Source organism: Ramlibacter sp. (assembly GCF_028291745.1).
In the GTDB taxonomy this organism is placed as follows: domain Bacteria; phylum Pseudomonadota; class Gammaproteobacteria; order Burkholderiales; family Burkholderiaceae_C; genus Ramlibacter.
The window spans coordinates 105,020-127,592 of record NZ_JAQGNQ010000053.1 but is presented as its reverse complement, the minus strand read 5'-3'; the positions used below and the strand labels follow the sequence as shown (position 1 = coordinate 127,592).

24 protein-coding genes are annotated in these 22,573 nt (G+C 66.6%); 14 read left to right on the top strand and 10 right to left on the bottom strand.

What is annotated here, in order from left to right; all coding sequences use genetic code 11:
- The first annotated feature begins 117 nt into the window (after window positions 1–117).
- Genes cyoA through JWP60_RS08795 form a run of 8 tightly spaced genes read left to right on the top strand, consistent with a single transcriptional unit; the run spans window position 118 to window position 7,335 of the window.
- A complete protein-coding gene (gene cyoA / locus JWP60_RS08830) occupies window positions 118–1,170 on the top strand; it encodes a ubiquinol oxidase subunit II (RefSeq protein ID WP_299789387.1) in 1,053 nt (350 codons plus the stop codon).
- A gap of 47 nt (window positions 1,171–1,217) precedes the next feature.
- Window positions 1,218–3,212 (top strand): cytochrome o ubiquinol oxidase subunit I, encoded by a 1,995-nt coding sequence (gene cyoB, locus JWP60_RS08825; protein ID WP_299789363.1) that lies wholly within the window; start codon window positions 1,218–1,220, stop codon window positions 3,210–3,212.
- A 17-nt stretch (window positions 3,213–3,229) separates the two neighbouring features.
- A complete protein-coding gene (gene cyoC / locus JWP60_RS08820; RefSeq protein WP_299789360.1) occupies window positions 3,230–3,853 on the top strand; it encodes a cytochrome o ubiquinol oxidase subunit III in 624 nt (207 codons plus the stop codon).
- A complete protein-coding gene (gene cyoD / locus JWP60_RS08815) occupies window positions 3,850–4,245 on the top strand; it encodes a cytochrome o ubiquinol oxidase subunit IV (RefSeq protein ID WP_299789357.1) in 396 nt (131 codons plus the stop codon). Before cyoC ends, cyoD begins: the two co-directional genes overlap by 4 nt.
- Before the next feature lie 2 nt (window positions 4,246–4,247).
- Window positions 4,248–4,985 (top strand): SURF1 family protein, encoded by a 738-nt coding sequence (locus JWP60_RS08810; RefSeq protein WP_299789354.1) that lies wholly within the window; start codon window positions 4,248–4,250, stop codon window positions 4,983–4,985.
- An 8-nt stretch (window positions 4,986–4,993) separates the two neighbouring features.
- A complete protein-coding gene (locus JWP60_RS08805) occupies window positions 4,994–6,313 on the top strand; it encodes an ATP-binding protein (RefSeq protein ID WP_299789351.1) in 1,320 nt (439 codons plus the stop codon).
- The gene (locus JWP60_RS08800) at window positions 6,303–6,842 is read left to right on the top strand and encodes a response regulator transcription factor (RefSeq protein ID WP_299789348.1); all 540 of its coding nucleotides are present in this window, start codon (window positions 6,303–6,305) and stop codon (window positions 6,840–6,842) included. Before JWP60_RS08805 ends, JWP60_RS08800 begins: the two co-directional genes overlap by 11 nt.
- A gap of 10 nt (window positions 6,843–6,852) precedes the next feature.
- Window positions 6,853–7,335, top strand: coding sequence for a BON domain-containing protein (locus JWP60_RS08795; RefSeq protein WP_299789345.1), 483 nt, complete (start codon window positions 6,853–6,855; stop codon window positions 7,333–7,335).
- 124 nt (window positions 7,336–7,459) lie between these two features.
- Here the strand turns inward: JWP60_RS08795 and gltA are convergent, their stop codons facing one another.
- The 7 genes from gltA to JWP60_RS08760 form a co-directional block, all read right to left on the bottom strand.
- Entirely contained in the window at window positions 7,460–8,770 is a 1,311-nt protein-coding gene (gene gltA / locus JWP60_RS08790) for a citrate synthase (protein ID WP_299789342.1), read from the bottom strand.
- Between the two features lie 16 nt (window positions 8,771–8,786).
- On the bottom strand, window positions 8,787–9,077 hold the full coding sequence (locus JWP60_RS08785) for a succinate dehydrogenase assembly factor 2 (RefSeq protein ID WP_299789339.1): 291 nt from the start codon (window positions 9,075–9,077) through the stop codon (window positions 8,787–8,789).
- Between the two features lie 28 nt (window positions 9,078–9,105).
- Window positions 9,106–9,813, bottom strand: coding sequence for a succinate dehydrogenase iron-sulfur subunit (locus tag JWP60_RS08780; RefSeq protein WP_299789336.1), 708 nt, complete (start codon window positions 9,811–9,813; stop codon window positions 9,106–9,108).
- 50 nt (window positions 9,814–9,863) lie between these two features.
- Window positions 9,864–11,672 carry a succinate dehydrogenase flavoprotein subunit gene (gene sdhA / locus JWP60_RS08775; protein WP_299789333.1) on the bottom strand — a complete coding sequence of 603 codons (1,809 nt, stop codon included), beginning with the start codon at window positions 11,670–11,672 and terminating at the stop codon, window positions 9,864–9,866.
- Window positions 11,673–11,677: 5 nt separating this feature from the next.
- Window positions 11,678–12,043, bottom strand: a complete 366-nt coding sequence (gene sdhD, locus JWP60_RS08770) for a succinate dehydrogenase, hydrophobic membrane anchor protein (protein ID WP_299789330.1) — start codon at window positions 12,041–12,043, stop codon at window positions 11,678–11,680.
- A gap of 53 nt (window positions 12,044–12,096) precedes the next feature.
- Window positions 12,097–12,519 (bottom strand): succinate dehydrogenase, cytochrome b556 subunit, encoded by a 423-nt coding sequence (sdhC, locus tag JWP60_RS08765; RefSeq protein ID WP_299789327.1) that lies wholly within the window; start codon window positions 12,517–12,519, stop codon window positions 12,097–12,099.
- A gap of 133 nt (window positions 12,520–12,652) precedes the next feature.
- Window positions 12,653–13,426: a GntR family transcriptional regulator gene (locus JWP60_RS08760; RefSeq protein WP_299789324.1), complete on the bottom strand. Its 774-nt coding sequence runs from the start codon at window positions 13,424–13,426 to the stop codon at window positions 12,653–12,655.
- Between the two features lie 202 nt (window positions 13,427–13,628).
- Between JWP60_RS08760 and JWP60_RS08755 the strand changes: the two genes are divergently transcribed.
- From JWP60_RS08755 to JWP60_RS08740, 4 genes are all read left to right on the top strand, one after another.
- Window positions 13,629–14,615 carry a malate dehydrogenase gene (locus JWP60_RS08755; protein ID WP_299789321.1) on the top strand — a complete coding sequence of 329 codons (987 nt, stop codon included), beginning with the start codon at window positions 13,629–13,631 and terminating at the stop codon, window positions 14,613–14,615.
- A gap of 130 nt (window positions 14,616–14,745) precedes the next feature.
- Window positions 14,746–15,735 carry an aldolase/citrate lyase family protein gene (locus JWP60_RS08750; protein WP_299789318.1) on the top strand — a complete coding sequence of 330 codons (990 nt, stop codon included), beginning with the start codon at window positions 14,746–14,748 and terminating at the stop codon, window positions 15,733–15,735.
- Between the two features lie 20 nt (window positions 15,736–15,755).
- Window positions 15,756–16,304, top strand: a complete 549-nt coding sequence (locus JWP60_RS08745) for a hypothetical protein (RefSeq protein ID WP_299789315.1) — start codon at window positions 15,756–15,758, stop codon at window positions 16,302–16,304.
- Between the two features lie 26 nt (window positions 16,305–16,330).
- A complete protein-coding gene (locus tag JWP60_RS08740) occupies window positions 16,331–18,934 on the top strand; it encodes a bifunctional aconitate hydratase 2/2-methylisocitrate dehydratase (RefSeq protein ID WP_299789312.1) in 2,604 nt (867 codons plus the stop codon).
- 73 nt (window positions 18,935–19,007) lie between these two features.
- On the opposite strand, the gene JWP60_RS08735 is transcribed toward JWP60_RS08740, so the two are convergent.
- Window positions 19,008–19,364 (bottom strand): hypothetical protein, encoded by a 357-nt coding sequence (locus JWP60_RS08735; protein ID WP_299789309.1) that lies wholly within the window; start codon window positions 19,362–19,364, stop codon window positions 19,008–19,010.
- Between the two features lie 164 nt (window positions 19,365–19,528).
- On the opposite strand from JWP60_RS08735, the gene JWP60_RS08730 reads away from it, so the two are divergent.
- Complete coding sequence (locus JWP60_RS08730) at window positions 19,529–19,693, top strand: hypothetical protein (RefSeq protein WP_299789307.1); 165 nt, start codon at window positions 19,529–19,531, stop codon at window positions 19,691–19,693.
- Window positions 19,694–19,881: 188 nt separating this feature from the next.
- Here JWP60_RS08730 and JWP60_RS08725 read toward each other — a convergent pair whose 3' ends face one another.
- Complete coding sequence (locus JWP60_RS08725) at window positions 19,882–20,310, bottom strand: hypothetical protein (RefSeq protein ID WP_299789304.1); 429 nt, start codon at window positions 20,308–20,310, stop codon at window positions 19,882–19,884.
- 224 nt (window positions 20,311–20,534) lie between these two features.
- Between JWP60_RS08725 and sbmA the strand changes: the two genes are divergently transcribed.
- Window positions 20,535–21,551, top strand: coding sequence for a peptide antibiotic transporter SbmA (sbmA, locus tag JWP60_RS08720; protein WP_299789301.1), 1,017 nt, complete (start codon window positions 20,535–20,537; stop codon window positions 21,549–21,551).
- 102 nt (window positions 21,552–21,653) lie between these two features.
- Here the strand turns inward: sbmA and JWP60_RS08715 are convergent, their stop codons facing one another.
- A complete protein-coding gene (locus tag JWP60_RS08715; RefSeq protein WP_299789298.1) occupies window positions 21,654–22,487 on the bottom strand; it encodes a helix-turn-helix transcriptional regulator in 834 nt (277 codons plus the stop codon).
- Between the last annotated feature and the right edge of the window lie 86 nt (window positions 22,488–22,573).

The following is a 22,573-nucleotide window of genomic DNA, read 5'->3' as shown; positions in this document are numbered from 1 at the left end:
AGGAGGAAAGTTCAAACGTAACGCGTGGGACAAAATGTCCAATCCAAATCTCTCGGTAATCAGGATACAGTGGCTGCCAATACGCAAGTGGCGTTTTCCCTTGCGCTCGGTAACCCTATGTATCCCCCACTACGATTTGCCGTCCGCCTTGCGGGGCTCGCCACGCTGACCGCCGCACTCGCCGGCTGCGACACCATCGTGATGAAGCCGCACGGCGACATCGCCATGCAGCAGGCGAACCTGATCTGGCAATCGGTCTTCCTGATGCTGATCATCATCGTGCCGGTGATGGTCCTCATCCTGCTGTTTGCCTTTCGCTACCGGCACTCGGGCGACGCGACGTACACGCCCGACTGGGACCACTCCACCCGGCTGGAACTGCTGATCTGGGGCGCGCCCCTGCTGATCGTGATCGCGCTGGGCACCATCACCTGGATCAGCACGCACAAGCTCGATCCCTATCGCCCGCTCGACCGGATCAACGCGGGCACGCCCATCACCTCGCCGGTGAAGCCGCTGGTGGTCGACGTGGTGGCGCTGGACTGGAAGTGGCTGTTCATCTATCCGGAAGAAGGCATCGCGACGATCAATGAAGTGGCCGCGCCGGTGAACCGCCCGATCGAGTTCCACATCACCGCCTCCACCGTGATGAATACCTTCTACGTGCCGGCACTGGCGGGGATGGTCTACGCCATGCCCGGAATGGAGATCCAGCTGCACGCCGTGATGAACGACCCCGGCAGCTACCAGGGCCTGTCCGCCAACTATTCGGGCGCCGGCTTCTCGGACATGAAGTTCAAGTTCCTGGGCCTGTCCGACGCCGACTACGCCAACTGGGTGAACGCGAACCGGCAGTCCGGTGACGCGCTCACACGAAGCGCGTACCTGAAGATCGAGCAACCGAGCGCCCGCGATCCGGTGCATCGCTTCGGCCACGTCGACGAGGGCCTGTATCCGCTGATCGTCAACCGCTGCGTCGACGGCAAGAAGATGTGCATCGGCCAGATGATGCACATCGACGCCAACGGCGGCATGGGCAAGGGCAGCGTGAGCGGCCTCACGCAGCAGGACCTCGGCGCCGACCGCACGCGCACCGTCGTCGCCGCCCTGTGCACTCCGGCCAATCCCAGTGGGCTGTCCGCCGCCACGGTGGCGGCCGCGCGACCCTGATGTTTTCGGGCGGCGCCCCGGCGCCGCCCCTCCAACACGAAACCACGATGTCCACCGACCTGAGCCATCTCCTCTTCGGCCGCCTCAGCTGGGAAGCGATCCCCTACCACGAGCCGATCCTCGTGATGACCTTCATCGGCGTCGCGCTCGGCGGCATCGCCGTGCTGGCGGCGTTCACCTATTTCCGCTGGTGGGGCACGCTGTGGCGCGACTGGGTCTGCAGCATCGACCACAAGCGCATCGGCATCATGTACATGGTGCTGGGCGTCATCATGCTGCTGCGCGGCTTTGCCGATGCCATCATGATGCGCGCGCAGCAGGCGATCGCCTTCGGCGGCGACCCGGGCTTCCTGCCGCCGCACCACTACGACCAGATCTTCACCGCCCACGGCGTGATCATGATCTTCTTCGTGGCGATGCCGCTGGTGACGGGCCTCATGAACTACGTGGTGCCGCTGCAGATCGGCGCGCGCGACGTGGCCTTCCCGTTCCTGAACAACTTCAGCTTCTGGATGACGGTGGGCGGCGGCGCGCTGGTGATGCTCTCGCTGTTCGTCGGCGAATTCGCGCGTACCGGCTGGCTGGCGTACCCGCCCTTGTCGGGGTTGATGGGGAGTCCGGACGTCGGGGTCGATTACTACATCTGGTCCTTGCAGGTGGCGGGGGTCGGGACGACCTTGTCAGGCATCAACCTGATCGCCACCATCATCAAGATGCGCGCGCCGGGCATGACGATGATGCGCATGCCCATCTTCACCTGGACGGCGCTGGTCACCAACGTGCTGATCGTCGCCTCGTTCCCGGTGCTGACCGCCACGCTGGCGCTGCTCGGTGCCGACCGCTACCTGGGCACGAACTTCTTCACCAACGATTTGGGCGGCAACGCCATGCTGTACGTGAACCTGATCTGGATCTGGGGGCACCCCGAGGTCTACATCCTGGTGCTGCCGGCCTTCGGGGTGTGGTCGGAGGTGGTCTCCACCTTCTCGGGCAAGCGGCTGTTCGGCTACGCCTCCATGGTCTATGCGACGATGGTGATCGCCATCCTGTCGTACCTGGTGTGGCTGCACCACTTCTTCACCATGGGCTCGGGCGCCAGCGTGAACTCGTTCTTCGGGATCACGACCATGATCATCTCGATCCCCACGGGGGCGAAGATCTTCAACTGGCTGTTCACGATGTACCGGGGCCGCATCCGCTTCGAGGTGCCGATGATGTGGGCCGTGGGCTTCATGTGCACCTTCATCATCGGCGGCATGACCGGCGTGATGCTGGCGGTGCCCCCGGCGGACTTCGTGCTGCACAACAGCCTGTTCCTGATCGCGCACTTCCACAACGTGATCATCGGTGGCGTGGTGTTCGCGATGTTCGCGGGCATCAACTTCTGGTTCCCGAAAGCCTTCGGCTACAAGCTCGATGCCTTCTGGGGCAAGGTGTCGTTCTGGTGCTGGCTGATCGGCTTCTGGGTCACCTTCACGCCGCTGTACGTGCTGGGCTTCATGGGCGTGACGCGCCGCATGAACCACTTCGACGACCTGACGCTGCGCCCCTGGATGATCGTCGCCGCGATCGGCGCCGCGATCATCGCCCTGGGCATCGCCGCCTTCCTGGTGCAGCTGGCGGTGAGCTACCTGCGGCGCGAACAGCTGCGCGACCTCACGGGCGATCCGTGGGATGGCCGCTCGCTCGAGTGGTCCACGGCCTCGCCGCCGCCTGACTACAACTTCGCGTTCACGCCGATCGTGCACGATAACGATGCCTGGTGGGACATGAAGCGCCGCGGCGCGACCCGTCCGCTGACCGGCTTCAGGCCGATCCACATGCCCAAGAACACGGCGGCCGGATTCACCATTGCCGCCTGCGCCACGGCGCTGGGCTTCTCGCTGATCTGGCACATGTGGCTGCCAGCCGCAGCGTCCTTCGTGGCGATGCTGGTCTGCGCGATCGTGCACACCTTCAACTACCACCGCGACTTCAACATCCCGGCCGACGAGGTCGAGCGCACCGAGGCGGCGCGTACGCGCACCCTCGCGGCGGCCTGAGGCGGGAAACAGCGACCATGAGTTCCTCCACCACGACCGCCGACAACGCGACGCCCGTTTTCTACGACGACGGCGCGCACCATCCGCAGCAGGGCACGCTCTTCGGGTTCTGGATGTACCTGATGAGCGACTGCCTCATCTTCGCGATCCTGTTCGCCACCTACGCGGTGCTCGGGCGCTCGTATGCGGCGGGCCCCTCGGGCGCCGACCTGTTCGAGCTGCCCAAAGTGGCCCTGAACACGGCCTTCCTGCTGCTGTCGTCGATCACGTACGGCTTCGCCATGATCCAGATGCTCAATGGCAAGAAGGCCGGCGTGCTGGTGTGGCTGGCCATCACGGGCGTGTTCGGCCTCGCCTTCCTCACCGTTGAACTCAATGAGTTCGCGCACCTGATCTCCGAAGGCGCGGGCCCGTGGCGCAGCGCCTTCCTCTCCAGCTTCTTCACCCTGGTGGGCACCCACGGGCTGCACGTGACCTTCGGCACGGTGTGGCTCGTCACGCTGATGGTCCAGGTCGGCCGGCTCGGCCTCACCCGCGAGAACAAGCGCCGCCTGATCTGCCTCTCGATGTTCTGGCACTTCCTGGACCTCGTGTGGATCGGCGTCTTCACCATCGTCTACCTGATGGGATCCATGCGATGAGCGCGACCCCCACCACGGCCCACGGCCACGACCACCACGACGATCAGCACGAGGACGACGTCGGCTACCACGCCACCGTCAAGGGTTACGTCACCGGCTTCCTGCTGTCGGTGATCCTGACGGCGATCCCGTTCTGGCTGGTGATGGGCAAGGTGCTGCCAGCGACGCTGACCAGCATCGTCGTGCTGGGGCTGGCCGCGATCCAGATGATCGTGCACATCGTGTACTTCCTGCACCTGGACCGCAAGTCGCAGGGCGGCTGGAACCTGCTGGCGCTGGTGTTCACGGCCATCGTGCTGTTCATCCTGCTCTCGGGCACCATCTGGGTGATGCTTCACATGAACGAGAACATGATGCCGGTCGATCCGCAGACGATGCGCACCATGCCCTGACCATGGACGGGGAGGCACGCGGCCCCGGTTCCATCGCCAGGCTGGTTCTCCTGCTCGCGCTCGCCTTGCTGGCGGGCGCGGGCTTTTTCGCATTGGGCGTGTGGCAGGTACACAGGCTCGCGTGGAAGGAGGCGCTGATCGCGCGCGTCGAACGCAACGTGAACGCAGTCCCTGCGGCGGCACCGGGACCCGGTGCATGGCCCGGCATCACGCCTGACGACGAATACCGGCGCGTGCGCGCCCGCGGCCGCTTCGAGTACGCGCACGAGGTGACTGTGGCCGCGACCACCGAACTGGGTTCCGGCTACTGGGTGCTGACGCCGCTGCGCACGCAGGAGGGCGCGTGGCTCCTCGTGAACCGCGGCTTCGTGCCGATGGACCTGCGCGCGCACGTCCCGCCCGGGCCCGCCGAGGGCGACATCGTTGGCCTGCTGCGCTTGAACGAGCCCCACGGCCGCTTGCTGCAAACCAACGTGCCGGCGGCGGGGCGCTGGTATTCGCGCGACGTGGTGGCGATCGCCGCCGCGCAAGGGCTGGCCGGCGCTGTCGCCCCTTACTTCATCGACGAGGTGGCGACGCCGGACACGGCTGCGCGCTGGCCGCGCGCTGGCCTGACGGTGCTGCAGTTCCCGAACAACCACCTGGTCTACGCCATCACCTGGTTCGCGCTGGCCGCGATGATGGCCGCGGCCTTCGGGTACGTTCTGCTCGACCACCGGCGCAGCCGCCGGCCGGCCTGAGGACTGCGTTGCTGAGCCATCTCCCCCTGGACGAAGCGGGCAAGGCGCCCGAGCGGCTGGCCCACCGCCGCAACCTGCTGCAACTGGTGGAGCTGCGCTGGCTGGCGGTGGCGGGGCAGCTGCTCACCATCCTGCTGGTGCAAAGCTTGCTGCACGTGCCGCTGCCGCTGCGCGAGATGCTGACGCTGATGGCCGTGCTCGCTGTCTTCAACGTGGCCGGTTGGCTGCGCACGCGGTTGCCGCTGCGCGTGATCCATGCGGAACTGTTCGCCGGCCTGCTGGTGGACGTGGCCATCCTCACCGGGCAGCTGTATTTTTCCGGCGGCATCAGCAATCCCTTCGCCTTCCTGTTCCTGCTGCAGGTGGCGGTCGGCTCGCTGCTGCTGCGCCCGCGCTATGTCTGGGGGCTGGTGCTGGTCACCACCTGCGCGCTGGCAGCGCTCACGCGCTGGCACCGGCCGCTCGCGCTGGACGGCCTGGCGCAGGCGGCGCTCTCGGGCGACTACGTGGGCGGGCTGCTCGTGTGCTTCGTGCTGTGCGCTTCGCTGCTGGTGATCTTCATCGGCCGCATCCTGCACAACCTGCGCCAGCGCGACGCCAGCCTCGCGCAGCTGCGGCAGCGCGCGGCGGAGGAGGAACACATCGTGCGCATGGGCCTGCTGGCCTCGGGCGCGGCGCACGAGCTGGGCACGCCGCTGGCCACACTGGCCGTGATCCTGGGTGACTGGTCCAACATGGCGCCGTTTGCCGGCGAGCCCGAGCTGCGCGAAGAAATCGAGGAGATGCAGCGGCAGATCGGGCGCTGCAAGACGATCGTGGCCGGCATCCTCTCGTCGGCGGGCGAGACCCGCGGCGATGCGCCGGTGCAGACCACGCTGCACGCCTTCCTCGACGACCTGGTGCGCGAATGGCAGCGCACCCGCGCCGGCGCTGTGCTGGCGTATCGCCGCGAGGGCGCCGACCTGCCGATCGTCGCCGACACCGCCTTGCAGCAGATGGTCGGCAACATCCTGGACAACGGCCTCGAGGCTGCGCCCGGCGCGCCGCTGCGCCTGGACGCGCACTGGGACAAGGAGACGCTGACCCTGCGCGTGCAGGACCGCGGGCCGGGCTTTCCGCCGGCGATGCTCGATCGGCTGGGGACGCCCTACCAGTCCAGCAAGGGAACGCCCGGTCGCGGCCTCGGCCTGTTCCTGTCCGTGAATGTCGCGCGCACGCTCGGGGGACAGGTGACGGCGCACAATGTCCCCGCGGGCGCCGAGGTGGTGATCACGCTGCCGCTGGCGGCCCTGGTGCCCAGCGGGAACAAGGACCAGGATGGGCGTTGAAGAACGGGATCTGCTGGTGGTGGAGGACGACGATGCGTTCGCCCGGACGCTGCAGCGCTCCTTCGAACGGCGCGGCTACCGCGTGCTGCGGGCGGCCGGCATCGACGGCGCCCGCGCGCTGCTTCAGACGCACCAGCCGGACTACGCGGTCGTCGATCTCAAGCTCGCCGGCGGCGCCTCCGGCCTGGCCTGCGTGCGCTTGCTGCACGAACACGACCCCGACATGGTGATCGTCGTGCTGACCGGCTACGCGAGCATCGCCACGGCGGTCGAGGCTATCAAGCTGGGCGCCCGCCACTACCTGGCCAAGCCCGCCAACACCGACGAGATCGAGGCGGCGTTCGAGCGCGCGGCCGGCAATACCGAGGTGGCGTTGACCGAGCGCCAGACCAGCATCAAGACGCTGGAGTGGGAGCGCATCCACGAGATGCTGGCGGCCACCGGCTTCAACATCTCGGAGACGGCCCGGCGGCTGGGCATGCACCGCCGCACGCTGGCGCGCAAGCTGGAGAAGCAGCGTGTCAAGTGAGCCTTGCGGCATGCTCCGCCGCCTCGCCGTGTTCCTGCCTGCGCTGTTGCTCGCGGCCGCCGCGCCGGCCCAGGAGCGGCGCAACGCCTTCGACGATCCCTTCCTGCCGGTGACCTCGGCGCTGCCCGGCTGCCCCGTGCCGCGCGGGCCAGGCTACACCGAGGCCGAGGTGCGCGAGGAGGCGCATGTGCGCGCGCAGCACGGCACGAGCTGCTATCTCTCCGGCCGTTGCCGCCTGCCCAACTCCTACCTGTACGACAAGGAGATCATCCCGCGCGTGCAGCAGTACATCCGCCGCGATGGCCGCTTCGGCGACACCTCGGTCTGGGTGGTGGGCGAGCGGCGCATCGTCAAGCTGATGGGGTGCGTGAAGACGAAGGAGCAGGCGGCGGAGATGGAGCGGACGGTGCTGCTCATCGACGATGTGATGGGGGTGGTGAATCAGTTGATGGTGGGGACGACCGGGCAGCCGAAGTACCCGTTGGCGAAATGAGAATGGCCCGCTTGCGCGGGCCATTCTTCTGTTTGCATGTCATCCCGGGCTTGACCCGGGATCCACGACGGCGCTGGTGCGAGGCGTGGATTGCGGGTCAAGCCCGCAATGACATCCTGGGCGATCAGCGTTGCGCGATCGGCTTCACTTCCCGCTTGGCGGAACCGGTGAACAGCTGGCGCGGGCGGCCGATCTTGTACTCGGGGTCGCCGATCATTTCGTTGAGCTGCGCGATCCAGCCGACCGTGCGGGCCAGCGCGAAGATCGCGGTGAACAGCGAGACCGGGATGCCGATCGCGCGCTGCACGATGCCGGAGTAGAAGTCGACGTTCGGGTAGAGCTTGCGCGACACGAAGTACTCGTCTTCCAGCGCCACCTTCTCCAGGGCCATGGCAAGCTTGAACAGCGGGTCGTTCTGCAGGCCCAGTTCGGCCAGCACCTCATAGCAGGTCTCGCGCATCAGCTTGGCGCGCGGGTCGTAGTTCTTGTACACGCGGTGGCCGAAGCCCATCAGCTTGATGCCGCTGTTCTTGTCCTTCACCTTGGACACGAACTCGCCGATCTTGGCCACGCCGCCCATCTTCTGGATGTCTTCCAGCATGTTGAGCGCCGCCTCGTTGGCACCGCCGTGCGCCGGGCCCCACAGGCAGGCCACGCCGGCCGCGATCGCCGCGAACGGGTTGGTGCCGGAGGAGCCGCACAGGCGTACCGTGGAGGTCGACGCGTTCTGCTCATGGTCGGCGTGCAGGATGAAGATCCGGTCCATCGCGCGCACCAGCACGTCGTTGGGCTCGTACTCCTCGCACGGCGTGGCGAACATCATGCGCATGAAGTTCGAGGTGTAGCCCAGCGAGTTCTTCGGGTAGATGTAGGGCTGGCCGATCGTGTACTTGTACGCCATCGCCACCAGCGTCGGCATCTTGGCGATCAGGCGGATCGCCGAGATCTCGCGGTGCTCGGGATTGTTGATGTCCGTGCTGTCGTGATAGAAGGCCGACAGCGCGCCGACCAGGCCCGTCATCACGGCCATCGGGTGCGCGTCGCGGCGGAAGCCGCGCAGGAAGAACTGCATCTGCTCGTTGACCATCGTGTGGTTGGTCACGCGGGCGACGAACTCGGTCTTCTGCTGCGGGTTGGGCAGCTCGCCGTACAGCAGCAGGTAACAGGTCTCGAGGTAGTCGCACGAGGTGGCGAGCTGCTCGATGGGATAGCCGCGGTACAGCAGCTCGCCCTTGTCGCCGTCGATGTAGGTGATGGTGGACTGGCACGACGCCGTCGACATGAAGCCGGGGTCGTACGTGAACATGCCGGTCTGGGCGTACAGCTTGCGGATGTCGATCACATCGGGGCCGATGCTGCCGTGGTAGACCGGCATCTCGACGCTGGGGCTGCCGTTGCTGAAGGACAGCGTGGCCTTGTTGTCAGCGAGTTTCATGGGTGATTCCTAAAAGTTAAAGCCCAGGGCCGGGGGATGCCGCCGGCGGGCGCAGCATCTCCAGCACTTCTCTCACGTCCGGCCGATCGAGTTCGCCGGCGGGTTCCCGCCGCCGCAGCAGCAGGTCCAGCAGGTCGTTGTCGGCCAGATCCATCAGCTCCCCGAGCGCCTGGGCCTGACGCAGCGTCAGGTCGGGCGCGTAACGATCGAAGAACCGCTCGATCAGCAGGTCGTTTTCCAGCAGCCCACGGCGGCAGCGCCACCTGAGCTTGCTGAGACCGCGTTCATCGAGCAGGACTTCGGCCATTCTCTCTCTCACTGCGAATACGTGCCGGTCAGACCGAGCGCCGCACCATCAATTCCTTGATCTTGCCGATGGCCATGGTGGGATTGAGTCCCTTCGGGCAAACGTCGACGCAGTTCATGATGGTGTGGCAGCGGAACAGGCGGTACGGATCTTCCAGGTTGTCCAGCCGCTCGTTGGTCGCCTGGTCGCGGCTGTCGGCGATGAAGCGGTAGGCCTGCAGCAGCCCGGCCGGACCGACGAACTTGTCCGGGTTCCACCAGAAGCTGGGGCAGCTGGTCGAGCAGCTCGCGCACAGGATGCACTCGTACAGGCCGTTGAGCTCATCGCGCTCCTCGGGGGACTGCAGGCGCTCCTTCTCGGGCGGGATGTCCTCGTTGACCAGGTAGGGCTTGATCGAGTGGTACTGCTTGAAGAACTGCGTCATGTCCACGATCAGGTCGCGGATGACGGGCAGGCCGGGCAGGGGCTTGAGCACGATCGGCTTGTCGCCGAGCTGGCGCAGGTTGGTCAGGCAGGCCAGCCCGTTCTTGCCATTGATGTTCATGGCGTCGGAGCCGCAGACGCCCTCGCGACAGGAGCGGCGGAAGGCGATGGTCGGGTCCTGCGCCTTGAGCTTCATCAGGGCGTCGAGCAGCATGCGCTCGTTGCCCTCGAGCTCGATCTCCACCGTCTGCATGTACGGCTTGGCATCCTTGTCCGGGTCGTACCGGTAGATATGGAAGGTGCGCTTTTGCATTGTTGAATTCCTTGAATCTAGGCGCTCTCGCGGTCCGCAGGATTACGTAATCAGAAGGTCCGCACCTTCGGCGGAATCGACTCGACGGACAGTGGCTTGAGCTTCACCGGCTTGTAGGCCAGGCGGGCGCCTTCGCTGTAGAACAGCGAGTGCTTCATCCAGTGGGCATCGTCGCGGCCGAGCGGCGAGACCGGATCGTCGGCCGGACGCTCGTACTCGCTCACCGTGTGGGCGCCACGGCATTCCTTGCGGGCGGCGGCCGAGACGATGGTGGCCTGCGCGGCCTCGATCAGGTTCTCGACTTCCAGCGCTTCGATCCGCGCCGTGTTGAAGACCCTGGACTTGTCCTTGAGCTCGATGCCGCCCACGCGCTCGCGGATGGCCGCGATCTTGCGTACGCCTTCGTCCATGCTGGACTGGGTGCGGAACACGCCCGCGTGCTGCTGCATCGCGGCGCGGATGTCGTTGGCCACGTTCTGCGCGTATTCGCCGCGCGTGGTGTTGTCCAGGCGGTTCAGGCGCTCCAGCGAGCGCTCGGCGGCGTCGGCGGGCAGTTCCTTGTGCGACTTGGTGCGGCTCGCGAATTCGACGATGTGGTTGCCCGCGGCCTTGCCGAACACCAGCAGGTCCAGCAGCGAGTTGGTGCCCAGGCGGTTGGCGCCGTGCACGCTGACGCAGGAGCATTCGCCCACGGCATAGAGGCCGTTGACCACCGCGTTGTCGTCGCTCGCGTTCTGCACCACCACCTGGCCGTGGATGTTGGTGGGGATGCCACCCATCTGGTAGTGGATGGTGGGCACCACCGGGATCGGCTCGCGCGTGATGTCGACGTTGGCGAAGTTGATCCCGATCTCGTACACCGAAGGCAGGCGCTTGTGGATGGTCTCGGCGCCCAGGTGGTCGAGCTTGAGCATCACGTAGTCCTTGTTGGGACCGCAGCCGCGCCCTTCCTTGATCTCCTGGTCCATCGAGCGGGACACGAAGTCGCGCGGCGCCAGGTCTTTCAGCGTCGGCGCGTAGCGCTCCATGAAGCGCTCGCCGTTGCTGTTCAACAGGATCGCGCCTTCGCCGCGGCAGCCTTCGGTGAGCAGCACGCCGGCGCCGGCCACGCCGGTCGGGTGGAACTGCCAGAACTCCATGTCTTCCAGCGGGATGCCGGCGCGCGCCGCCATGCCCAGGCCGTCGCCGGTGTTGATGAAGGCATTGGTGGAGGCCTGGAAGATGCGCCCCGCGCCGCCGGTGGCCAGCAGCACGGTCTTGGCGTGCAGCACGTGCAGGTCGCCCGTTTCCATTTCCAGGGCGGTGACGCCGACCACGTCGCCTTCGGCGTCGCGGATCAGGTCGAGCGCCATCCACTCGACGAAGAAGCTGGTGCGCGCCTTCACGTTCTGCTGGTACAGCGTGTGCAGCATGGCGTGGCCGGTGCGGTCGGCCGCGGCGCAGGCACGCTGCACCGGCTTCTCGCCGTAGTTGGCCGTATGGCCGCCGAAGGGCCGCTGGTAGATCGTGCCGTCGGGGTTGCGGTCGAACGGCATGCCGAAGTGTTCGAGCTCGTACACGACCTTCGGCGCCTCGCGGCACATGTACTCGATCGCGTCCTGGTCGCCCAGCCAGTCGCCACCCTTGACGGTGTCGTAGAAGTGGTAGTGCCAGTTGTCCTCGGACATGTTGCCCAGGGAGGCGCCGATGCCGCCCTGCGCCGCCACGGTGTGCGAGCGGGTGGGGAACACCTTCGAGAGCACGGCCACGTTCAGGCCGGCCAGGGACAGTTGCAGGGAGGCGCGCATGCCGGAACCGCCGGCGCCCACGATGACGACGTCGAACTTGCGCGTCGTGATGTCTTTCTTGGTATATGCCATCTTGTTCAAACTCTCCAGAGCACCTGGATCGCCCAGCCCATGCAACCGAGCAGCCACACGATCACCACCATCTGCAGCGCCAGGCGGATGCCGACCGGCTTGACGTAGTCCATCAGCACGTCGCGCATGCCCACCCACACGTGGTACAGCAGGGCGACGATGGTGGCGAAGGTCAGTGCCTTCATCCACTGCGGATGGAAGATGCCGGCCCACTGGTCGTAGCCGACCGGGCCGCGCGTGAAGATCACCTGCGCGATCACGACCAGCGTGAAGAGCGCCATCAGGACGGCGGTGACGCGCTGCGCGAGCCAGTCGCGCGTGCCGTAATGCGCACCGACGACGATGCGGCGGGAGCCGTAGTTGACTGCCATTTTTGTTCTTCCTATTCAGTTGGGGACAGAGCTGAAGATCTGTCCCCAAGATTTCAGTACAGCCCGAACAGCTTCGCGCCCAGCACGACGGTCAGCACCAGGCTGAAGCCCAGCGTGAACTTCGCGGAGCTGCCGCCCCAGCTCTTGCTCACCGCCTTGTGGCTCACGTCCATCCACAGGTGGCGGACGCCGGCGGTGAAGTGGTGCAGGTAGGCCCAGATCAGCGCCAGCGCGATCAGCTTGAGCAGCAGGCCCGAGGCGCCGCTGGCGAAAGCGTGGCGCAGGCGGGCATAGGAGATCTCGGAGGACACCGAGTTGTCGAACAGCCACATGATGAGCGGCATCAGCACGAACATCAGCACGCCGCTGATGCGATGCAGGATGGACACCAGGCCCGGCGCCGGCAGGCGGTACTTGGGCAGGTCGGTGAAGGCGTTGATGTTCCGGAATTCCGGCCGCTTCTGGGCGACTGTCATGCTGTTTTCTTTCTCGGGAGGGCGGGCGCTGACGTGGACGTGTCCCTAGGGACAACCCTAAATTCTAGGCCAACGCAACAACCCGATAGCCGGGTTGCACATCTTTCGGCGGGCGGCGCTGCGTGTGTTCGCATCAGCTCAAGGCGTTGCGGTAGTGATGCGTGTCGGTGCGGTACAGGCCGCGGCGCAGCTCCATCGGCACGTCGTTGTAGGTGTAGGAAAGGCGTTCGACGGAGAGCAGCGGCGCGCCCGGCGCCACGCCCAGCAATTGCGCCTGCTGCGCATCGGTGGCGACGGCGCGGATCTTCTCTTCGGCGCGCACCATGCGCACGCCGAACTCCACCTCGAACAGCGCGTAGGTCGGCCCCTGGTGGGCGGCCAGCCGCTCGATGCCGAGCCCCTTGAAGGTCGAACCGGGCAGCCACATGTCCTCGAGGATGGCCGGCACGCCGCCGAAGGACAGCACGCGCCGCACCTGCACCACCGCGTCGCCGGTGCGCAGCGCGAGTGCGCGCGCCACTTCGGCCGAGGCGCGCACGCGCCGGCAGTCGAGGATGCTGCGCTGGGCCGGTCCCTCGTCGCCGCTGTCCGGCACCAGCCGCAGGAAGCGGTAGCGCACGTGCTGCTCGGCGTGGGTGGAGACGAAGGTGCCCTTGCCCTGGCGGCGTGCGACCAGGTTCTCGGCCGCGAGTTCGTCGATGGCCTTGCGCACCGTGCCCTGGCTCACGCGGAAGCGCGCGGCCAGTTCCATCTCGGAGGGAATCGCTTCGCCCGGCTTCCATTCGCCGGCCTCCAGGCTCTGCAGGATCAGGTCCTTGATCTGCTGGTACAGCGGGCTGAAGGCAGGCGTGCCCGACGCCGTTTCGGCGCTGGTCGCGGTGGGGGCGGAGGGGATGGAAGTGGCCATGGCGCGGAGGGCGGAAAAGCAGCGTCTTCCTGCGGCGGATCATATCTTATATAAGACATAAGACAAATTGACCCTGCGGGTTTCTCCGGGTAAACTCGCGCGCTGTCCCCGCAGGGCCAGCCCGAGGCCTGACGCCTCTCCCTCGCGCCCCACGCCGACTCACTCACATCCGCTTCCACCCATCATCCATTCGGAGATTTCCATGAGCAAGAAGCCCGTTCGCGTTGCCGTTACCGGTGCCGCCGGCCAGATCGGTTATGCCCTGCTGTTCCGCATCGCCTCCGGCGAGATGCTGGGCAAGGACCAGCCCGTGATCCTGCAGCTGCTGGAAATTCCCGACGAGAAAGCGCAGAAGGCCCTGAAGGGCGTGATGATGGAACTGGAAGACTGCGCCTTCCCGCTGCTGGCCGGCATGCAGGCGCACAGCGATCCGATGACCGCCTTCAAGGACACCGACTACGCGCTGCTGGTCGGCGCCCGTCCCCGCGGCCCCGGCATGGAGCGCAAGGACCTGCTGTCGGCCAACGCGCAGATCTTCACCGCGCAGGGCAAGGCCCTGGACAAGGTGGCTTCGCGCAACGTGAAGGTGCTGGTGGTCGGCAACCCGGCCAACACCAATGCCTACATCGCCATGAAGAGCGCGCCCAGCCTGCCGCGCAAGAACTTCACCGCCATGCTGCGCCTCGATCACAACCGCGCGCTGTCGCAGGTCGCCGCCAAGACCGGCACGCAAGTGGCCGACATCGAGAAGCTGACGGTGTGGGGCAACCACTCGCCCACCATGTACGCCGACTACCGCTTTGCCACGGTGAATGGCAAGCCGGTCAAGGACCTGATCAACGACCAGGAGTGGAACGCCAACACCTTCCTGCCGACGGTGGGCAAGCGCGGCGCCGCGATCATCGAAGCACGCGGCCTGTCGTCCGCCGCCTCGGCCGCCAACGCCGCCATCGACCACATGCGCGACTGGGCCCTGGGCAGCAACGGCAAGTGGGTCACGATGGGCATTGCCTCGGACGGCCAGTACGGCATTCCCAAGGACATCATCTTCGGCTTCCCGGTCACCACGCAGAACGGCGAGTACAAGCTGGTCGAAGGGCTGGCGATCGACGCCTTCTCGCAGGAACGCATCAACGTCACGTTGAAGGAACTGCAGGAAGAACAGCAGGGCGTCGCTCACTTGCTGTGAGCAGGAAGGCGATCGAAAAAAAGGATGTCATCCCGGGCTCGACCCGGGATCCACGCGGCGCTTGCTCAGGCGCCGCCTGGATTGCGGGTCAAGCCCGCAATGACATGGTTTGGCCATTGCTTCGAGTCCCATGACCCATCCCGCAGACATCCTCCTCGGCGCCCAGGGCCGCACCGGCGTGCTGCCGGTGTGCGATCACTACAGCGGCGTCGAGGCGCGCATGCGCAAGAGCCTCGCGCTGCAAGAGGAGATGACGCAGGAGTTCGGCACCTGCGTGTTCGACGTCACGCTCGATTGCGAAGACGGCGCACCGGTGGGCGGCGAGGCCGAACATGCCGCGCTCGTCGTCTCGCTCGCACTCGGTGCCAAGCCCGACGCGCGAGTGGCCGTGCGCGTCCACCCGGTGGACCATCCGGCCTTCGAGAGCGACATCGCCACCATCGCGGGCCAGGCCGGTCAGCGCCTCGTGCACATCATGCTGCCCAAGGTGGAGCGCGTGGAGGACGTCGAGCGCGCCGCGCGCGCCCTCGACGCCGCCGGTGCCAGGCATCTGCCGCTGCAGGGCCTGATCGAATCGCCCGCCGCCGTGCATCGCGCCTTCGATATCGCGGCGCATCCGCGCATGCAGTCGCTCAGCTTCGGGCTGATGGACTTCGTCTCGGCGCATGGCGGTGCGATTCCGTCCGAGGGCATGGGGGTGCAGGGCCAGTTCACGCACCCGCTGGTGGTGCGCGCGAAGCTGGAAATTTCTTCGGCCTGCCACGCGCACGGCAAGGTGCCCGCGCATGGCGTCGTCACCGAGTTCAAGGACAAGGCCGCTTTCCGCGCCGCGGCGTCGCGCGCAGCCAACGAGTTCGGTTACACGCGCATGTGGAGCATCCACCCCGACCAGATCAGGACGATCGTCGAAGTGTTCGCTCCAAGTGAAAGCGAAATACACAAGGCGACACAACTTCTTGGCGCCGCGCAGGGCGCGGAATGGGCGCCGATCAGCTTCGACGGCAAACTCGAGGACAGGGCGAGCTACCGGTACTACTGGCAGGTGCTGCAAAGGGCACACCAGACCGGCCGACCGCTCCCCGCTGAAGCGCGCGCGTGGTTCGACAGCGCGCGTCCCTGAAGTCCAAAGGAGAGACCTCCATGAAGTTCCTGTTTGCCTCGATCCTGATCGCCTCGCTGGCGGCTGCCGCCTCGGCCCAGACCACTGACCCGGTCAAGGCCCATTCCAAGAAGGCCGTCTCGGCGAAGAAGGTGCCGGCGGCCAGCAAGCGCCAGGCCATCGAGGAGGCCACGCCCACGAGCGAACCCGATCCCACGATCAAGCTCAGCGAGGCTGAACTTGACACCGCCAAGCGCATCTACGTGGGCGAGATCCCCTGCGAGCTCGGTGCCAAGGTGACCGTGAAGGCGATGAAGCGCGAAGGCTTCTTCTTCGTCACGCGCGGCATCAACAAGTTCGTGATGCACCCGGTGGAAAGCCGCACCGGCGCCATCCGCCTGGAAGACTCCGTGCGCGGCGCGCTCTGGCTGCAGCTTGGCAACAAGTCCATGCTGATGAACCAGAGGGAAGGCAAGCGCCTCGCCGACGAATGCCAGGCCCCGGAGCAGCTGAAGGTTGCCCAGGACATGAAAACCCGCCCGCCGGTGAACCTGCTGGAGCCTGCTCCGGCGGGTGCGGCGGCGCACTGACGCCCCAGATTTGAACGGAGAACCCCATGTTGCAAAGCTACGTTGAACACGTTGCCGAACGCGCTGCGCTCGGCATCCCCCCGCTGCCGCTATCCGCCAAGCAGACCGCCGACGTGATCGAACTGATCAAGTCGGCTCCGGCCAAGGAAGAAGCCTTCCTGCTGGACCTGCTGACGAACCGCGTGCCGCCGGGCGTGGACGACGCCGCCAAGGTGAAGGCCAGCTTCCTGGCCGCCGTTGCACATGGGGATCTCGCGCTCAATGCGATTTCCAAGGCCAAGGCGACCGAGCTGCTCGGCACCATGGTCGGCGGCTACAACGTCAAGCCGCTGATCGACTTGCTCGATGACGCGGAGGTCGCGCAGATCGCCGCCGATGGCCTGAAGAAGACGCTGCTGATGTTCGACTACTTCCACGACGTCGCGGAGAAGGTCAAGGCCAACAACGCGTTCGCCAGGGAAGTGATGCAATCCTGGGCCGAGGCCGAGTGGTTCACCGCGCGGACCGAAGTGCCGCAGAAGATCACGGTCACGGTGTTCAAGGTGCCCGGCGAGACCAACACCGACGACCTCTCGCCCGCGCCCGACGCGTGGTCGCGTCCCGACATTCCGCTGCACGCGCTGGCGATGCTGAAGAACTCGCGCCCGGGCACGGCCTTCAAGCCGGAAGAAGAGGGCAAGCGCGGCCCGATGAAGTTCATCGAGGAGCTCAAGGCCAAGGGCCACCAGATCGCCTATGTCGGCGACGTGGTCGGCACCGGCTCTTCGCGCAAGTCCGCGACCAACAGCGTGATCTGGGCCACCGGGCAGGACATCCCCTTCGTGCCGAACAAGCGCTTCGGCGGCATCACGCTGGGCGGCAAGATCGCCCCGATCTTCTACAACACGCAGGAAGACTCCGGCGCGCTGCCGATCGAAGTCAACGTCGCCAAGCTCGAGACCGGCGATGTGATCGACGTGTACCCGTACGAGGGCACGATCGAGAAGGACGGCAAGGTCATCGAGCGCTTCGCGCTCAAGAACGACGTGCTGCTGGACGAAGTGCGCGCCGGCGGCCGCATCAACCTGATCATCGGCCGCGCGCTGACCGCCAGCGCGCGCCAGTTCCTCGGCCTCGGCACCTCCACCACCTTCCGCCTGCCCAAGCCCACGGTCGATTCCGGCAAGGGCTTCACGGTGGCGCAGAAGATGGTCGGCAAGGCCTGCGGCCTGCCGGAAAAGAATGGCACGCAGCTGGGCATTCGTCCGGGCACCTATTGCGAACCGCGTATGACCACCGTGGGCAGCCAGGACACCACCGGCACCATGACCCGCGACGAGCTGAAAGACCTCGCCTGCCTGGGCTTTTCCGCCGACATGGTGATGCAGTCCTTCTGCCACACCGCGGCCTATCCGAAGCCGGTGGACGTGAAGACCCACCGCGAGCTTCCGGCCTTCATGAGCAATCGTGGCGGCGTCTCGCTGCGTCCCGGTGACGGCGTGATCCACTCGTGGCTCAACCGCCTGCTGCTGCCCGACACCGTCGGCACCGGCGGCGACAGCCACACGCGCTTTCCGATCGGCATCAGCTTCCCCGCCGGCTCCGGTCTGGTGGCCTTTGCCGCCGCGACCGGCGTGATGCCGCTCGACATGCCCGAGTCCGTGCTGGTGCGCTTCAAGGGCGAGATGCAGCCTGGCATCACGCTGCGCGACCTGGTGCACGCGATCCCCTACTTCGCGATCCAGCAGGGCCTCCTGACCGTCGCCAAGGAAAACAAGACCAACGTCTTCTCCGGCAAGATCCTGGAGATCGAGGGCCTGCCGAACCTGAAGGTGGAACAGGCCTTCGAACTGACCGACGCCTCGGCCGAGCGCTCCGCCGCCGGTTGCACGGTCAAGCTGAACAAGGAACCGATCGCCGAGTACCTGCAGTCGAACGTGGTCCTGATGAAGAACCTGATCGCGCAGGGCTACGCCGACAAGCGTTCGCTGGAGCGCCGCATCAAGGCGGTCGAAGCCTGGCTGGCCAAGCCCGATCTGCTGCAAGCGGACCCGGACGCCGAGTACGCGGTGGTGATCGAGATCGACATGAACGCGATCACCGAGCCGCTGCTGTGCTGCCCCAACGATCCGGACGACGTCAAGCCGCTGTCCGCCGTGCAGAACACGAAGATCGACGAGGCCTTCATCGGCTCGTGCATGACCAACATCGGCCACTTCCGTGCGGCGTCCGCGCTGCTGGAAGGCAAGCGCGACCTCCCGGTGAAGCTGTGGGTCGCGCCGCCGACGAAGATGGACGCGGAGCAACTGACGCGCGAGGGCCACTACGCCAACTTCGGCGCCGCCGGCGCGCGCACCGAGATGCCCGGCTGCTCGCTGTGCATGGGGAACCAGGCGCAGGTGCGCGAGGGCGCGACGGTGGTTTCCACTTCCACGCGCAACTTCCCGAACCGCCTGGGCAAGAACACGCAGGTGTTCCTGGCCTCCGCGGAACTGGCGGCGATCGCCTCCAAGCTGGGCCGCCTGCCGACGGTGGCCGAGTACGCCGCCGACATGGGCGTCATCAACCAGCAAGGCGACCAGGTCTACCGCTACATGAACTTCGACCAGATCGAGGAGTACGCGGAGACGGCGAGGGAAGTGGCGGTCTGAGCGCCAGCCCAGGTCCCGCGGATGTGCGGGCCCGAAAAAGCGGCCCTCGGGCCGCTTTTTCGTTCTGCGCGGCTCAACGCAAGCCCTGGTAGCGCTGCAACGCGCGCGCTTGCGTACTGTTCAGGCCGGCCAGGGACTGGCGCGATGCGGAGCCGCCCCATGCGCCCGATGCGCCCATGGACGTGGTGTCCGTGACCGACACGCCACTTTGCGTGCCGGGCTTGCCCTCGATGGTATTGCCAGACACCGCCGTGTCACTCGTGAGGGCCGCGTTGCCGCGCACGTCGGTGGCGGTCTTGGCGGCGGCGGGCGTCGTGCCCACGGAAGCGGCAGCGCCGGCGCCGATGCCGGCTTGCTGCGCCGAAGCGGTGCCCATGGCGCCGCCCAGGGCAGTCGCCAGCAGGACGAGTTGGAACTTGCGGAATTTCATCTTTTGTCTCCTTGGGATGGTCTGCACTCATTGTGCGAACCGCCGCCGCGCCTGGAGTGGGAGCCACTTGGAACGTGTTGTCCGCAGGGGCCGACAAGCACCTTCGCGCCAGGGGCGAGCCCCAGCCGGTGGCGCAACCGGCACGATCGCGCACAACTCGAGGCATGAAGGGCAGCGCCATCGCCTCCAAGCTGGGCCGGCTGCCGACGGTGGCCGAGCACGCCGCCGACATGGGCGTCATCAAGCAGCAGGGCGAGCAGGTCTACCGCTACATGAACTTCGACCAGATCGAGGAGTACGCGGAGACGGCGAGGGAAGTGGCGGTCTGAGGACCAGCCCTCTCCGACGGAAAAGCGGCCCTTACCGGCCGCTTTTTCTTGGGCTGCCGCTCCGTCCCCCTCCGGGGGAAGGCTGGGATGGGGGCGCTGCGGCGATCGCAAGGCCCGCGGCGGTGATGGAGGCCGGAGCGCCCCCACCCCAACCCTCCCCCGGAAGGGGAGGGAGCAAGGCAGGCGCGTCAGCGCTGCACGCCCAGGCCCAGCCCCCCATTCACCCCCACATCCCCCGACACATTCCCCGAGGGCACGCTGCCATCCAGCGTGCCGCTGCCGTTGATACCAACGGTGGCGTTGCTCTGCCCGCCGATGGTGCCCGGCAGGTTGTTCGGGACGATGTTGCCTGGCGTGCGGCCGCTACCCAGCACACGCGTGTCGTTGGTCGACTGGCCGCCGATCGAGGAGTTGCCGTTCGCGCCGACTGCGCCCGCGGCGCCAGCACGGTTGTTGATCGAGCTGCTGCCCGGCGTGAGCGAGCTGCTGGCGCCAACGCCGGCATTCAGCCCGGCCCCGGTGCCATCGATCGTCGCCGTGCCTTGGGCACAGGCCATTCCGGCCGAGGCCGCCAGCGCCGCCGCCGCCAGCACGGTACGGGTGAGATTGTTTCGCATGTCGCGCTCCTGTCGTCTGGATGCGGTCAGCTTGCGCCACCGTGGCGGAAATGGAGTCGGTGCGGTCCGCCCGGGCCTGTCCGACGAACTCGACCCAGCCGCCGGGAACTCATGCGCTGCCGGCCGCACCAACGCGGACGCTCCGCTCCTGAAAGCAGAGCGCCCCTGCGGTCAGCTGCAGCCGGTAGCATGCCAGTCGCCCTCCCACAACCAAGGCAGAAAGAATGTTCCGATCGTTTTTCTTGAACCGGCGCTGGTGGCTCTGGTCGATTCTGGGGACCGTCCTGATCCTGTTCACCACGTGGTACCGCGTGCAGCTGGACGTGCAGATCAACGACTGGTTCGGCACTTTCTACGACCTGGTGCAGAAGGCGCTCACGACCAAGGGCAGCATCACCCTGGCGCAGTTCTGGCAGCAGCTCTCCACCTTCCTGCACATCGCGATGATCTACGTGATCGTTGCGGTGTTCGTCGACTTCTTCGTCAAGCACTACATCTTCCGCTGGCGGCAGGCGATGAACGACTACTACATGCAGCACTGGGAGCAGCTGCGCAAGATCGAGGGCGCGGCGCAGCGGGTGCAGGAAGACACGATGCGCTTCGCCAGCATCATGGAAGGCCTGGGCGTCGACCTGGTGCGCAGCGTGATGACGCTGGCCGCCTTCGTGCCCATCCTGTGGACCCTGTCGGCGCAGATCACGCAGTTGCCCATCGTCGGCGCAATTCCGCATTCGCTGGTGTGGGTGTCGATCGGCTGGGCGGTGTTCGGCACGGTGCTGCTGGCCTTCACCGGCATCCTCCTGCCCGGCCTGCAGTTCCAGAACCAGCGGCGCGAGGCGGCCTACCGCAAGGAGCTGGTGTACGGCGAGGACGACGCCTCGCGCGCGCAGCCGCCGGTGGTGCACACGCTGTTCGCCGAGGTGCGCCGCAACTACTTTCGCCTGTTCTTCCACTACCTGTACTTCGACGTCGTGAAGTGGTCGTACCTGCAGGTCAGCGTGCTGGTGCCGCTGATCGCACTCGGCCCCACGGTGGTGGCTGGCGTGATCACGCTCGGCGTGATGCAGCAGATCTCGCGCGCCTTCGACAAGGTGACCGAATCGTTCCAGTACCTGGTGTACAGCTGGAGCACGATCGTGGAACTGCTGTCCGTGTACAAGCGGCTGCGAGCCTTCGAGGCGCAGATCCAGGAGCCGGGTGTGGCGCCGCCGGACGACGGGCTGGTGCCGTTGAATCCGTGAACCAGCCCGAATGCGTGCGTTGGTTGCATCTGCAGGCTGGGCTGCGCACAGCGCACCCCAGCGTTTTCGCGCCTCCGCTGGGGTGACTGTCGTCAGCCCAGCCTACGTGGATGACATTCTTCGCAGGGCAGCGGCTGTCTCGGGATCCGCCGGAAAGAACGTCTCCAGCGCCAGCTCCTGCAAGGTCACGTCCACCGGCGAGCCGAAGACGGTCGTCGTGCTGATGAAGCTCAGCACACCGGCCTCGGTGCGCAAGCGCAACGGCGCGGCGATCCCCAGAACTTCACCGTCGATGTGTTCGTCTTCGCCGGTGACCAGCGCGGGATAGCCACGCAGCTCCCGTTCCAGCGCCTGCAGTCCCGCGTCCGCCGTCACCGCAATCTGCTGGTGCAATCGCTCGAACAGGTGCTGCCGCCATTGCGCGAGATTCACGATCCGGCTCGCCAGTCCCTGCGGGTGCAGGCTCAGGCGCAGCACGTTGACCGGTGGCTGCAGGAGCTGGGCAGCGACACCCGCCAGCAGCAGCGGCACCGCGGCGTTGTGCGCGAGCAGGTTCCAGTGCCGGTCCACGGCCAGCGCAGGGTAGGGCTCGTGGCCCCGCAGGATCAGTTGCACCGCTTGCCTGGCGGCCGCGAGCGCGGGATCGTCCAGCGGTCGCTCGCGGTACATCGGGGCATAGCCGGCCGCCACCAGCAGGGCATTGCGTTCGCGCAAGGGAACCTCCAGCCGTTCGGCCAGGCGCAGCACCATCTCGCGGCTGGGCGCCGAACGGCCGGTCTCGACGAAGCTCAGGTGGCGGGTGGAGATGTCCGCCTCGCCGGCAAGATCGAGTTGGCTCATGCGGCGCCGCAGTCGCCAGCTGCGCAGGTGATCGCCGAACGGGCGCAGCGAGGCCGGTGGCGACAAGGGCGCGGACGCGGCGACGGCGAGATCCATGGCGCAATGGTAGGGCCGGAGTGCGGGTGCTGCCATGACCTGCGAGGTCATGGCGCCGCCATCTTGTATGCTGGTCAACCCGCGCG